10 protein-coding genes are annotated in these 13,577 nt (G+C 40.1%); 1 reads left to right on the top strand and 9 read right to left on the bottom strand.

Annotation, left to right across the window (positions count from 1 at the left end; translation table 11 throughout):
* Window positions 1-48: 48 nt before the first annotated feature.
* The 3 genes from FF105_RS06070 to FF105_RS06060 all read right to left on the bottom strand — a co-directional run bounded on the left by FF105_RS06070 (window position 49) and on the right by FF105_RS06060 (window position 4,837).
* Window positions 49-1,731 (bottom strand): glycoside hydrolase family 13 protein, encoded by a 1,683-nt coding sequence (locus FF105_RS06070; protein WP_010294154.1) that lies wholly within the window; start codon window positions 1,729-1,731, stop codon window positions 49-51.
* A gap of 15 nt (window positions 1,732-1,746) precedes the next feature.
* Window positions 1,747-3,090, bottom strand: a complete 1,344-nt coding sequence (locus tag FF105_RS06065) for an SLC45 family MFS transporter (protein ID WP_168441501.1) — start codon at window positions 3,088-3,090, stop codon at window positions 1,747-1,749.
* 70 nt (window positions 3,091-3,160) lie between these two features.
* Window positions 3,161-4,837 (bottom strand): alpha-glucosidase, encoded by a 1,677-nt coding sequence (locus FF105_RS06060; RefSeq protein WP_031941336.1) that lies wholly within the window; start codon window positions 4,835-4,837, stop codon window positions 3,161-3,163.
* A 116-nt stretch (window positions 4,838-4,953) separates the two neighbouring features.
* On the opposite strand from FF105_RS06060, the gene FF105_RS06055 reads away from it, so the two are divergent.
* Window positions 4,954-5,946, top strand: coding sequence for a LacI family DNA-binding transcriptional regulator (locus tag FF105_RS06055; RefSeq protein WP_010294164.1), 993 nt, complete (start codon window positions 4,954-4,956; stop codon window positions 5,944-5,946).
* Between the two features lie 51 nt (window positions 5,947-5,997).
* Here FF105_RS06055 and pgmB read toward each other — a convergent pair whose 3' ends face one another.
* The 6 genes from pgmB to FF105_RS06025 form a co-directional block, all read right to left on the bottom strand.
* Window positions 5,998-6,669, bottom strand: coding sequence for a beta-phosphoglucomutase (pgmB, locus tag FF105_RS06050; protein ID WP_010294166.1), 672 nt, complete (start codon window positions 6,667-6,669; stop codon window positions 5,998-6,000).
* Window positions 6,670-6,671: 2 nt separating this feature from the next.
* A complete protein-coding gene (locus tag FF105_RS06045; RefSeq protein ID WP_010294168.1) occupies window positions 6,672-7,655 on the bottom strand; it encodes an aldose epimerase family protein in 984 nt (327 codons plus the stop codon).
* 56 nt (window positions 7,656-7,711) lie between these two features.
* Window positions 7,712-9,970 carry a glycoside hydrolase family 65 protein gene (locus FF105_RS06040; RefSeq protein ID WP_290046457.1) on the bottom strand — a complete coding sequence of 753 codons (2,259 nt, stop codon included), beginning with the start codon at window positions 9,968-9,970 and terminating at the stop codon, window positions 7,712-7,714.
* A gap of 94 nt (window positions 9,971-10,064) precedes the next feature.
* Window positions 10,065-11,417, bottom strand: coding sequence for an SLC45 family MFS transporter (locus FF105_RS06035; protein ID WP_010294172.1), 1,353 nt, complete (start codon window positions 11,415-11,417; stop codon window positions 10,065-10,067).
* A 211-nt stretch (window positions 11,418-11,628) separates the two neighbouring features.
* Window positions 11,629-12,585 (bottom strand): LacI family DNA-binding transcriptional regulator, encoded by a 957-nt coding sequence (locus tag FF105_RS06030; RefSeq protein ID WP_010294174.1) that lies wholly within the window; start codon window positions 12,583-12,585, stop codon window positions 11,629-11,631.
* Window positions 12,579-13,574: a LacI family DNA-binding transcriptional regulator gene (locus FF105_RS06025; RefSeq protein ID WP_010294176.1), complete on the bottom strand. Its 996-nt coding sequence runs from the start codon at window positions 13,572-13,574 to the stop codon at window positions 12,579-12,581. Before FF105_RS06025 ends, FF105_RS06030 begins: the two co-directional genes overlap by 7 nt.
* Between the last annotated feature and the right edge of the window lie 3 nt (window positions 13,575-13,577).

The following is a 13,577-nucleotide window of genomic DNA, read 5'->3' as shown; positions in this document are numbered from 1 at the left end:
AATGATATAGTTATCTCACCTCAAAGTCAAGCCAATTACAAGACAAAATTACTTATCAAAACGATATACTTTTGCTTCATAAGGACGAAGTGTTGTCAAAGCGTCATCCTCATAATTACTAATGAGGACTGACGCGTTATCTGGCACATGATAATCACGCGTCAATGTTTCGCTGGTGAAGTTATTGATTACCAATAATGACTCATTTTGGCCAACACGACGGTAAGCGTAAACTTGTTCATCTTCAGGATCCAACAATTCGTATGTGCCTGTCGTTATGATTGGTAATTCGTGGCGTAAGCGAACGAGCTTTTGGTAGTAATAGAATGTTGAATTTAAGTCTGCTAACGCAGCCTTGGCATTAATAGTTTCATAATTATCATTCATCTTTAACCATGGCGTGCCGGTTGTGAAGCCTGCATTTTTGCTATCGTCCCACTGCATTGGTGTACGAGCGTTATCACGACCTTTGGCATGCACATACTTCAGCATGGTTGCTTCATCAGTTAAGTGATCTTTATCAATCAAGTATTTGAAAGCATTTTTAATTTCAACATCATCAAAATCGTCACGTTGCAAATTATAGGCGTTGGTCATGCCAATTTCTTCACCTTGATAAACATAGGGCGTTCCTTGCATGAAATGAAGTAAAGTGGCTACCATTTTAGCAGATACAACGCGATATTCAGGACGGTCATCCCCATAACGACTTACAGCACGTGGTTGATCATGATTATCCCAATAAAGTGAATTCCATGCTTTACCAGCCAAATCATTCTGCCATTTTGAGAGATTTTCTTTCAAATCAACGAGGGAAACTTTTTTGTCATACCATTTTCCAAGCGCAGGATTAGGATTATTATCAAGTCCCATGTGCTCAAATTGGAAGACCATGTTCAATTCTGAGTTGTCTTGATTGGCATACTTAACGGCATTTTCAATATCAACACCTGAGGCTTCACCAACGGTCATCATATCAGCTCTGTTTAAGACTTGTTGACGCATTTCTTGCAAGTATTCATGGACATGCGGACCGTTGGCAACGGCTTTATCTGAATTACCATACTCGCCCCCCTCTGGCACTTCACCATCAGGCAAGCCATCTGGCTTAGAAATGAGGGAAATGACGTCCATTCTGAAACCATCAATGCCCTTATCAACCCAGAAGTTCATCATGTCAAAGACAGATTGACGTACTTTAGGATTAACCCAATTTAGATCAGGTTGACCTTCGACAAACAAGTGTAGATAATATTGCCCTGTTGCCTCATCAAATTTCCAAGCTGGACCAGAGAAAAATGAGCCCCAGTTATTAGGCTCGTGTCCATCCACTGGATCACGCCAAATATAGAAATCACGCTTATCATTATCTTTTGAACTACGGCTTTCAATAAACCATTTATGCTGATCTGATGTGTGATTGACAACCAAATCCATCAAAATTTTGATGCCCTTTTCATGCGCTTTCGCTAGCAAGCGATCAAAATCAGCCATTGTACCAAATTTTGCGTTGATATCTTCATAATCGGAAATGTCGTAACCGTTATCTTTATCTGGTGATGCATAGACAGGATTCAGCCATACAACATCAGCACCCAATTTTTCGATGTAATCAAGGCGTTGCTCGATACCCTGTAAATCACCGATACCATCTCCATTAGCGTCTTGAAAAGACCTAGGATAAACTTGATATACAACTGCTTTTTGCCACCATTTTATTGTTTCTGTCATGATAATTCTCCTTTTTTAATTACGATTTTCTTCTTTTACGGTCCAGATTAGGCAACCACCAATCATCAAGAAGACACCGGCGATTGCTAACATGTGTGCCATTGATTTTCCTACTGCTGGGAAGATTGCAAAACTAGCAACCGAAGCCACAATTTGCGGAATGCAGATAAAGCAATTGAACAGTCCCAGATAAATGCCATCATGTTTACCATCTAAGGCATTCGTCAAGATGGTAAATGGAATAGAAATTAACGCAATCCAACCAACACCAATCAAAATGAATCCAATCAGTGATGAAAGATGTGTATGGCCATAGGCAACAACAATAAAGCCAATACCACCAGCAATCAAGCTGAGAAAATAAGCACCTTTACGCGTTTTATTATTCAAACGCTGGAATAAAATTCCCACCAAAATTGCTACAACTGAGTAAACAGCCTGTAAAATACCAAACCAATTACCAGCCGCTTGATAACCCGCAGATGCAGGATCTGAAACATGCCAAATATTTTCTGACAAAGCACCAGTTGAATATGTCCACATATATGGAATACCGAACCAAACAAAGAATTCAACCACACCTAGTGTCCAAAATACCTTTGGTGCGTGCTTTAGAATTGTGATAAATGATTCATGCTGCTTTGTTTCGGCGTTATAGCCGTGGTAATAGGCCAGTGTTTCTGGATCGTATTCTTTCACATTCATAATAGTAAAGACCGTTGAAATTAACAAAATAGCCGCTGCCACATAAAATGAAATTTTAACAGAATCTGGAACAACACCTCGGGCAGCCGTATTGGCTACCCCAAATGAGGTCAAAATAAACGGAAAGACGAAAGCAATCACGCCCCCTAAGCTACCCCAAATGTTTTGCAAACTCCAAGCCTTATCGGTTTGTTGTTCATTAACCATGTCTGGAATAATCATCTTGAACGGTTGCATAGAGACATTGGCCGATAGGTCCATGAATAACACTGTCACTGCACCAAACCATAGTGCTGTCAGTGAACCGTACCCAAATCCAAACGATCCGGTATTTGGCAAAAGCAATAACACAATTAGGGAAACCAAACAGCCGCCAATCAAATAAGGCATTCGTCGACCTAACTTAGGCAACCAAGTTTTATCAGAGAACAAACCAATTAATGGTTGCGTAATCATACCCGCTAACGGTGGTAAAATGAAGAAAAATCCCAATTTTGTTGGATCTGAACCTAACGTTTGAAAGATTCGACCCATGTTACCAGTTTGTACTGAAAATGCAACTTGAACACCAGCATAACCAAAAGTCATTAAGAATAACTGCATGCTGGTCAGCATGGGGAGCTGACCTTTTTTTTGTGTCTTACTATTCAACATATTCACTCTCCTTTTAAGTGATTTTAGTTTACACACGCCATTTTAAAGCAACCGCTTACATTTCATGCCATTATGTACCTTCAAAGTACACTTTTGATTCATAAGGTCGTAAGGTATCCCCCTGATCATCATCATAATTACTTAAAATCATATTCGCGCCATCGTTCAATCGATAATGACGTGTCTGAGTTTGATTCGTAAAGTTACTAATGACTAATAATTCAGAATCAACACCAATTCGCTTGTAAGCATAGACTTCTGAATCTGCCATGTCCAGTACCTGATAATGTCCGTTAGTGATGAGTGGCATTTGCTGTCGTAATGCAATAATTTTTTTGTAGAAATAAAAGATGGATTGTTGGTCAGCTAATGCTTGTGCCACGTTAATTGTTTCATAATTCGAATTAACTGCTAGCCAAGGTTTTCCCTTTGTAAAACCAGCCTGATTACTATCATCCCACTGCATTGGCGTCCGAGCATTATCACGTGAGGAATGATGTATATAAGTCATCATCTGCTCTGGTGAGACACGTTGCTGTTCAACCACTAAATCTTGATAGGCATTTAAGGTATCAATGTCTTGGTATTGTGAAATTGATGACCAATCAACATTTGTCATGCCGATTTCTTCACCTTGGTAAATGTAGGGCGTTCCCTGCATAAAGTGCAATGTTGTGGCTAACATTTTTGCAGAGACAACGCGATAAGCTTCAGAATCATCACCAAATCTTGATACCACACGTGGTCGATCGTGGTTGTTCCAGTAAAGACTGTTCCAAGCTTTGCCATCCAGTTCTGTTTGCCATTTAGATAAAATTCGCTTCAAATCTACTAAATTAAATCGCTCATCACTCCACTTTCCTAAGCCTTCACGGCTATTATCAATCTCCGTATGCTCAAATTGGAAAATCATTTGTAATTCGTGACTGTCAAATCCAGCATACTGAATAGCATCTGATGTTGTCACTCCTGGTGTTTCACCAACAGTGATAATATCGTTGCGTGACAACACCTTAGCATTCATTTCCTGCAAATATTGATGTACCTTTGGTCCATTGGCAACAAATGTCATTGACGATCCGTGATTATCGGCGTTCACATTAGGATCATTTGGCAATCCTGTTTGTTTTGAGATAAGATTGATGACATCCATTCGGAATCCATCAATCCCTTTGTTCAACCACCAAGCCATGGTTTCATAGATTGCTTCACGTAGCGCTGGATTTTCCCAATTCAAATCAGGCTGTTTTTTTGAGAAAAGATGTAAATAGTATTGTTTTGTTTTTTCATCAAACGCCCAAGCTGATCCGCCAAAATCCGACAACCAATTATTTGGTTCATGTCCGTCGACGGGATCTCGCCAAATATAATAGTCACGATATGGATTATTACGCGACTGGCGGCTTTGTTGAAACCATTGATGTTCATCAGATGTGTGATTGACGACCAAATCCATCATGATTTTTAAGCCCAACTCATGGGCCACTGTAATCATTTCATCCACATCTGCCATCGTGCCAAATTCTGGTAAAATTTTGCGATAATCACTGATATCGTATCCATTATCATCATTTGGTGATTGGTAAATCGGACTTAGCCAGATGACTTGCACCCCTAGTTCTTTTAAATATGGGAGTCGTTGAATAATGCCCGGAATGTCACCAACACCATCACCATTACTATCCTGAAAACTGCGCGGATAAATCTGGTAGACGGTTGCTTTTTGCCACCATTTATTTTGATTCATTATCATGCCTCATGATTTCCAATTAACTTTTTATTTTTTGAGTAAACGTTTACGCAATTAATATTGTAACCGCTTTCATTTCGTTTGTCAAACTATTTTGGGTTATAATATAATTTATGGCTATTACAATCAAAGACATTGCAAATAAAGCTGGCATTTCAGCCGCCTCCGTCTCACGAATTTTAACTAATCGCGGGCGTTTTAGTGAGGCAACCGCACAACGCGTTCGACAATTAGCCCACGAAATGGGATACTATAAAAATCAATCGGCCGCCGATTTATCACAAAAAGAAAGTCGCGTCATCGGTGTATTGGTACCAACCACGCACACTAACTTTGCTGATGAAATCATTAAAGGCATGCAAACAAAGGCTTTCGAATTAGGTTATGAATTATTGATTGCTTTCGTTGAAACGGACAGCCAGCAGCAAATCAAAACTGTTAAATCATTGCTTTCTCGGCAATTATTAGCGGTTGTCATGTTAGCGATTGATATTGAAGATCCTGTTTTTGAAGTCTTAACAAAAGCTGACGTGCGTTTGCTGAGTGTCTCTAACCAACTCAATAACGTCATTCCCTCTATTTCCTCTGATAACTACGCCATGATGCACACTATCGTGGATTATTTATACAATCAAGGGCACCGTAAAATGGCCTTAATCGGGGCGTCCAATCCAGATCCAATTGTTGCTATTTTAAGACGAAAAGGGTTTATTGATGCGTTGCTAGATCATGGGATTACTTATAATCCCGACTTCATTTGGGGTGTTGAAAACGCTTACCAAACTGGTTTAGATGCCATCAAAAAATTTGGCAATCCCCTGCCATTCACGGCTGCAATTGGCTCAGCAGACATTATCAGTATCGGGTTACTCAATGGGGCGAAAGATGCTGGTATTGCCGTCCCAGATGATTTATCAATTGTGACCATTGACGGGACAGAACTAACCCAAATAACACGTCCTATCCTAACAGCTGCGCAACAAAACTTTGCACAAATGGGAGAATTAGCTATTACGACTCTCGCCGATCAAAACCTGTCGCCGCACACCATCATTTTTACTGATATCACACTCAAGCCAGGCGATACAGTGGCAAACATTAATTAGAACAACAAAAGAGTGTCAGTGCATAAAAACACTGACACTCTTTTTAGTTATCTATTGCATTTTAGCTTCAATATTTGCTAAGGTCACTTCTGAAGTAGACTCAAAATTCAAGTCCGCTCCTGACAAAACATCTGCGTTACCAATGGCTAGTGATGTCTCACCTGCGCCATTGATTGAGACAATACCAGCAGCTGAATCTTCCAATCCAATTACATTTTCTGGATTTAAATGTAAGACTTCCGCAGCACGAACGAAGATTTCAGGATCAGGTTTTCCCTTTGTCAAAGTGGCGGGATCAACAATGCCAACAAAATACTCGGTCAATCCCAAATGATCTAGAATCATTGGTGCGTTTTTAGAAGCTGATGCCACCGACATTGTATAGCCAGCTGTCTTAGCCGATTGAATAAAATCTTTCATGCCAGGTAAAATATCATCTTCCGTCAATGTTGAAATAAGTTGTTGATAATTATGATTTTTCTTTTCTGCTAATGCTTCTTTATCTGCTTGAGAAAAATCATCGGCATGATCCCCAGCATCCAAAATCATTTGCAAGGAAGCCATACGACTGATGCCTTTCAAACCTTCAGCCAATTCTGGTGTCCAAGTTGTGCCAACCTCATCAGCTGTTTGATGCCAAGCTTCGCCATGAAAACGCGCCGTATCAGCAATAACCCCATCTAAATCAAAGGCAAAACCTTTAATATCTGAAAATTTAGCCATTTTTATTTATCCTCACTTTTTTTAATTTGGTAAGTTACAGTATATGTTTTTGTTTCATTTGCTGGCAAAACAATATCACCAAAGTCTTCATGATTAACCGCGTCAGGCAAGGTCTGCATCTCAATAGCAAGCGCTGTTTTAATGTCGCTGCTATCGTCAGGATTGGCAGTGAATACAACCACACCATTGCGATCTGAATCCACTGTCAAGGTCAAACTTTCATCGGGTGAAGTTAGTCCTACTCCCTCCCCTTGACGGCTGGGATCTAATACCCAAGCATCATCATAATGCTCTTGTCCCAAGGCATGCAAATGCGCAAAATCAAATTTTGTATTTTGATTATCAATCACGTTACCGGTTGGAATCGTGTGATTATCAACTTCAAGATGTTGACGTGACGCAATTTGTAATTTATGCTGACTGATATCTTGATCCTTACCAACTAAATTAAAGTAGACATGCGTCATTGGATTGAACAATGTATTCTCGGTTGAAACGCCACTAAATATAATGTCTAAACGATCTTCATCGTCCAATCGATAAGTCACTCGGGCAGCTAATTGACCGGCAAATTCATCATCAAAGGTACGTGTAAAATTAATTTCCGCCGCTGTACCCAAATTTCTTGCTTCACCGTGCCAATTAACCGCATCAAAACCATTGATGCCAGAGTGTAAAACATTGCCATGATCATTTGGTGTTAATGTAAAATGTGCACCCTCAATATCATAATCAGTTTTTGATAGACGTCCACCAACACGGCCAATTGTGTTTCCAAAATGGAATGGATTATCTAAATACGCGGCTAAATCATCAAATTGTACTAATAATTCTTGTTTGACACCATCACGTTCAACGGAAAATGACTGCCAAGTTGCCCCGTATGAAATCGCAGTAATCTGTGTGTGATTGATGTTTTCTAGGGTAAACGCCGTCACGACCTTTCCGTCAGGTAATTGTCCAAAATCCTTCTCTACTACTTTCATGATATCCTTTCCTGCTATACAGCAAATGAGCGATTCCTCGCTCATCATCATGCTTATTACTTTGTCAATTCGACATCTTTCCCTAATAGGTCAATCACTAATGGTTCACCTGAAATCAAGTCAACATGTGCACCTTGACCATCAACTGACACTTCCAAAACATGACCGCGGAATACCAAACGGAAAGCATATTTTGTCCAATTCTTTGGCAAGAATGGCTTCAAGTGGAGTTTACCATCACGAACACGCATGCCGGCAAATCCTTGCACAATCGCTAACCATGAACCCGTCATAGCAGTTATATGCAAACCATCTGACGTATCATTATTATAATTATCTAAGTCCAAACGGGCCGCACGTTCGTACATTTCAACTGCTTTATCTTCCATTTGTAAGTCAGCAGCCAAAATTGAGTGAACAGATGGCGACAATGATGACTCATGCACTGTCAATGGTTCATAGAATTCAAAGTTGTTACGCTTTTCTTCTTCTGTAAACGCGTCTGGGAAATAGAACATGGCGTGTAATGTATCAGATTGCTTAATATATGGCGAGCGCAAAATGCGATCCCATGACCAGTTTTGGTTAATTGGACGAATATCTTGTGGCATATCAGCGATTGGAGTCAAATCTTTATCCAAGAATGTATCGTGTTGAACAAAGATATGCTTTTTACCTGTCTTGGTTTCAACATCAGCCTCTGGCAAATACATTTTATCAACAATTTCTTGCCACTTTGCTAATTCTTCATCTGTCAAAGCCAACTTAGCTTTTTCATCAGCATTAATTTCATTGTAGTGTTCAAGTGAGTATTGCAAAACCCATTTTGCCATCCAATTTGTATAGAAATTGTTATTAACATTGTTTTCGTACTCGTTGGGACCCGTGACACCATGAATCATGTACTTATCGTTTCGGGCAGAATAGTGGACACGATCTGCCCAGAAGCGGGCGATATTATACAAAACTTGTGCGCCATAACCGTCAAGCCATGAGTGATCTCCCGTGATGTTTGTATAATTATAAATCGCATAAGCAATTGTCGAATTACGGTGAATTTCTTCAAAAGTAATTTCCCACTCGTTGTGTGACTCAATACCATCAAAGGTCACCATTGGGTACAAAGCACCCTTTAAGCCTTGTTCTTTGGCATTGTGGAATGCACCATCCAACTGATCAAAACGATATTGTAGCAATGAACGGGTCACAGACGGATCAGCAACACCAAGGTAAACAGGAATAGCAAATGCTTCGGTGTCCCAATACGTGGCACCACCGTACTTCTCGCCAGTGAAACCTTTTGGTCCGATATTCAAGCGTGGATCATTACCATAGTAGGTTGAGAATAACTGGAATAGGTTGAAGCGAATACCTTGCTGCGCCGCATCATCTCCTTCAATTTGAACATCAGCTTTTTCCCAACGATTAGCCCATTCTTGCGCATGCGCTGTGTATATGTCGTCGTATGTTTGTGCGGCAAGATCCGCAGTTAGTGTTTCACCTGCTTTAATCACTTGAGCTAGGCCATCATAATCACGTGAAGTTGTCACAATCACGCGCTTTTCAAAACTAACTGAACCTTTAGCTGGTACTTCAATGTCAAAGTTATCAGTCACTTCTTTTTCAGAGCGGTTCACACCATGCTTTTCACCGCCAACAAAGCTCTGACGGGCAACAACTGTAAATTGTGGCACACCAAACGGATTTTCAATCGTTTGCGTAGCGATAAATGATGAATTAGTGTCATTACCCGCATCCAAAACTTGCCAAAACTTCTCATCATAATTTGAATCTTCATTGACAACGTCAGCATCAATACTAGCATCAAAACGAATTGTGTGCGCTTGACCATCAGCAGATGACAAGTCATAGTGAATATCTGCTAGTTCCTTCACTGCTGCTGAAACTAAGCGCGTGATTTTAAACGTCACGCCAAACACAGTAAATGTTCGATTCAAAACACCATTTTTCATATCCAATGATACTTCAAAATCAGTCACATCATTCTTAGCTAAATCAACTTGATTGCCATCAACGTAAATGTCTGCTTTGACATAGTTTAGCGCATTGATAGCTTTTCCAAAGTAAAGTGGATAACCATTTTTCCACCAACCGACACGTGTTTTATCTGGGAACCAAACACCACCAACGTAAATACCTTGATGTGTGTCACCGGAATAGACTTCTTCGAACATACCACGCATGCCCATGTATTCGTTGCCCAAACTCGTCATAGATTCTTGGAGACGTTTATCTTCGGGATTCAAATCATGTGATGTAACTGTCCAAGGATCAACTTCAAAAATTCGTTTCATAAGACTTTCTACCTCTTCAATTTTTCTAATGCTTAGCTTCAGCGCTAATATCTACGACGACTAATCGCACATATTAACGCCGAAGCGTTAGCCATTATTGTGCATCTACTGGATTACTGTGAATTTCATTGATAAATCCAACACTGACTGCACCAATTAACATTAAGATTCCTGATACCAAAATCATTGATGGGAAATGTGAACCAAGTGCAGGAAATAGTGCAAAACTAGCAACCGAGGCTACAATTTGTGGTAAACAAATTGAACCGTTAAACAATCCTAGATAAGTACCCATGTGATCACCAGGCAATGCGTTGGTTACCATAATAAATGGATATGCCATCATACCTGCCCATGAAATACCGATTAAAATAAATGAACCAATCAACAAATACTGTGAGTGAATAAAGAACACTGATGTGAACCCGATTGCCCCCAAAAATAGTGACAAAGCATAACCTGTTTTGTTTTTGTTTGCTGGAATCTTTGATAATACAAGCGACCACACGACGGCTGCAATGGCATAAACCGCTGACATGATACCAAACCAGTTTCCACCATTTTGGTAACCAGCCGTTGTTGGATCAGTTGCATGGAAAATATTGTCTGCCACAGCACCAGTACCGTATGTCCACAAATATTGGAATGCCATCCAGCAGAAAAACTGAGTCAAAGTAACCATCCAAAATGTTTTTGGTGCACGCTTTAACAAAGTCAAGAAGCCACCTTCACCATCATCTGGTGTATTCAAAGCATAACCATGATATAGCTCATAAGTGGCATCATCGTATTCTTTCACGTTAAAGACTGCAATCAGTGAAAAGACAACTAAGACAATCGCACCAACATAGAATGAAATAATCACAGAAGCTGGCACCTGACCTTTAGGTGCTGTATTAGCAACACCAATGGCCGTCAGTAAGAATGGGAAAATGGTTGCCAGCACAGACCCTGTATTAGATAAGAAACTTTGGATTGAGTATGCGTATGACTTTTGGTCTTCATTAACCATGTCACCAACAACCATCTTGAAGGGTTGCATTGCAACATTAGAGCTCAAATCCATGAACAAAATTGTAATCGCTCCAAACCACAAACCAGCAGTAGTTGAAAAACCAAAACTACCTGAATTAGGCAACAAGAACATCACGATAACTGACACAAGAGCGCCAACCAATAGATAAGGCATTCGACGACCAAAGCGCTTTGTCCAAGTGCGATCTGAGAAATAACCAACTAGTGGTTGAACAAACAGCCCTGCTAATGGTGGTAGGATGAAGAAAAATCCTAACTTAGTGGGATCAGCACCCAATGTCTGAAAAATACGTCCCATTTGGGAACTCTGCAATGAAAACGCCATCTGCACGCCCAAAAATCCAAAACTCAGCATCCAAATGGTGCTTAGCGGCAAGTTTGGCAACCCCTGCCCTTTTTTCTTATCTGCCATAATTACTTCCTCCAAAAATTATTTTGAAACATAACTTGTTTGCTCTAATCATGCACCATTTCTATGAACAATTCGTGATGAAACTGTATTTTCTTCATTAGAAATGAGACACATATTTTTGGGCATCAAATCATGTAACCGTTTACATTTTATAGTATAAAACATTTTGATAATTAATGGAAGCGTTTGCACAATGTTAACGGTAACATCATCACAAATTTGTTGTTTCTCGAACAACTATATCTGGTAAAATGCTGGTATTTTCTACTTCTAAGGTGTTTTCTGATTCAATCTGAGAAATAATTTGTGCGACAATTTTTTCAGCAATTAAGGCAAACGGTTGTCTCACAGTAGTTAATTGCGGTTGAGTCAGCTGATCAATGAACACACCATCAAATCCGATTACGCCACATTCACGCGGAATATGATAAACACGCTGAACAGCACGCAACACACCAAGTGCAATCCGATCAGTCGCACAAACAATCGCAGTTGGTAATTCGAAATTGTGCATTAAGTTCGTTAATAGCGTATCCGCTAAGTGGGCATGATTTTCAGTTTGATAAACGTTAACACGACCGCCTTTTTGTGCCATAACTGCTCGATACCCAGCTTCACGTTGCTTAGCAAAAGGTAAATCTAACGATAAACCAATATAATAAATATCACGATATCCCTGCCGCCACATATATTCAGTCGCTTTTTCAATCCCAGCTTGATTATCCACGTCAACAGATGATAAGGGAGAATTTGGTGGCGCTGCGCCATAAAGTATCACTGGCACATCAAGCGTTTGTAATTTTAATAAATCTTCTTGTCGCCAACCGCTGACAATTATCCCGTCAATACTTTGTGTCTCTGCCGTAATATCTAAGCTAATTTCTAGTGTGTAGCCTTTTTGTTGTAAATTATGAGCTAATCGAATCAATAATTTGGCATAATTCGGTTCAACTGTTGCAACATCTTCTAAAAGTAAGAAACGAATGACATAATGGCGTTGGTTGACCAATGCCCGTGCGACTTGATTTGGCACATAGCCGACGGCTTCAATTGCTTGTTGTACTAATGTCATCAGTTCAGGTGATACTTGATCTGGATGATTAATTACACGGCTAACTGTCATTTTTGAAACATGCGCCTTTCGCGCAACATCGCTTAAATTCACCATGTCTCATCACCAAATTCAGGTAAACGATACGGCACAATCACGCTTGTTGCCTTAGTTTGCTCCAGCACAGAACGCTGATCGTTAAACAATAATCGGACCGCTTCACTGCCCAAGCTACGTGGTAATACATCAACTGAGTAAAAGTCCTTACCACCCAGTCGTGCATATTCAGAACGATTAAAAGCTATCGTTGGCAATTTTGGATGTGTGGGCAAATGCGCTTGCGCCTGATTACGTGCCAGATAGCCGATTTTGTCATCACTAGCAATAATGCCGTCAATTTCGTGGTGCAATTCGAAATAACTTTCCAATACCTGTTTTTGCGCTTGAAAATCAATTGGTAATGATAAGACTTGACCGTCTGGTTGTGCAATATGAAAGCCGATTTCACGATTTCGCTCATAACGCCAATCAGCCAACGTACGAACAAAGAGCGGTGCTTTTAGATTAAACTGGTCAACTAGCTGCCTAGTTGCTTCTTCCCCAGCTCGGCGATTATCATTATCAACATATAAAACATCATTAGCTTGCTCGGGTTCACCTGTAACAACAACACGGGCGTTGTTTTCTCGTAATAATTCAGAAATCGGATCATTTTCAACAGTGTAAAGTAGTATAAAACGGCGAACTTGTCCAGCTTCCACCATCATTTTAACGGCATTGTAGACTTCAGACCAATTGCTGCCCGTCGCAGTAGTCAATAAGTATTGTCGCGCAACAAGTTGAGAATTAATCCCAAATAGTAATTGCATGGCAAAATCATTTTCAGCACTACCTGCAGCTTGTGGTTGAAAAACAACCCCTACCGTGTTGCTTTCACGCTGTGTTAAGTTCCGTGCAGCAAAATTTGGCGTATAGCCCATATCTTGTGCAAGTTTTTTAATACGTTCCTTTGTTTTAACACTAATTTTCGGTGAATCAGCCAACGCGCGCGAAACCGTTGAAATAGCAACTCCGGATTTATTTGCAATATCTTGTATTGTTACCATAGC

Origin of the sequence: Leuconostoc sp. UCMA20149 (assembly GCF_030400235.1) — a bacterium.
Classification (GTDB): domain Bacteria; phylum Bacillota; class Bacilli; order Lactobacillales; family Lactobacillaceae; genus Leuconostoc; species Leuconostoc pseudomesenteroides.
Note: the sequence above shows the minus strand (reverse complement) of the source record. Positions and strands in the feature narration are given on the sequence as shown.

Bases quoted from the DNA above. Each gene is read 5' to 3' on its own strand.
- FF105_RS06070 (WP_010294154.1), bottom strand. From the start codon at position 1,731: ATGACAGAAACAATAAAATGGTGGCAAAAAGCAGTTGTATATCAAGTT.
- FF105_RS06065 (WP_168441501.1), bottom strand. From the start codon at position 3,090: ATGTTGAATAGTAAGACACAAAAAAAAGGTCAGCTCCCCATGCTGACC.
- FF105_RS06060 (WP_031941336.1), bottom strand. From the start codon at position 4,837: ATGAATCAAAATAAATGGTGGCAAAAAGCAACCGTCTACCAGATTTAT.
- FF105_RS06055 (WP_010294164.1), top strand. From the start codon at position 4,954: ATGGCTATTACAATCAAAGACATTGCAAATAAAGCTGGCATTTCAGCC.
- pgmB (WP_010294166.1), bottom strand. From the start codon at position 6,669: ATGGCTAAATTTTCAGATATTAAAGGTTTTGCCTTTGATTTAGATGGG.
- FF105_RS06045 (WP_010294168.1), bottom strand. From the start codon at position 7,655: ATGAAAGTAGTAGAGAAGGATTTTGGACAATTACCTGACGGAAAGGTC.
- FF105_RS06040 (WP_290046457.1), bottom strand. From the start codon at position 9,970: ATGAAACGAATTTTTGAAGTTGATCCTTGGACAGTTACATCACATGAT.
- FF105_RS06035 (WP_010294172.1), bottom strand. From the start codon at position 11,417: ATGGCAGATAAGAAAAAAGGGCAGGGGTTGCCAAACTTGCCGCTAAGC.
- FF105_RS06030 (WP_010294174.1), bottom strand. From the start codon at position 12,585: ATGGTGAATTTAAGCGATGTTGCGCGAAAGGCGCATGTTTCAAAAATG.
- FF105_RS06025 (WP_010294176.1), bottom strand. From the start codon at position 13,574: ATGGTAACAATACAAGATATTGCAAATAAATCCGGAGTTGCTATTTCA.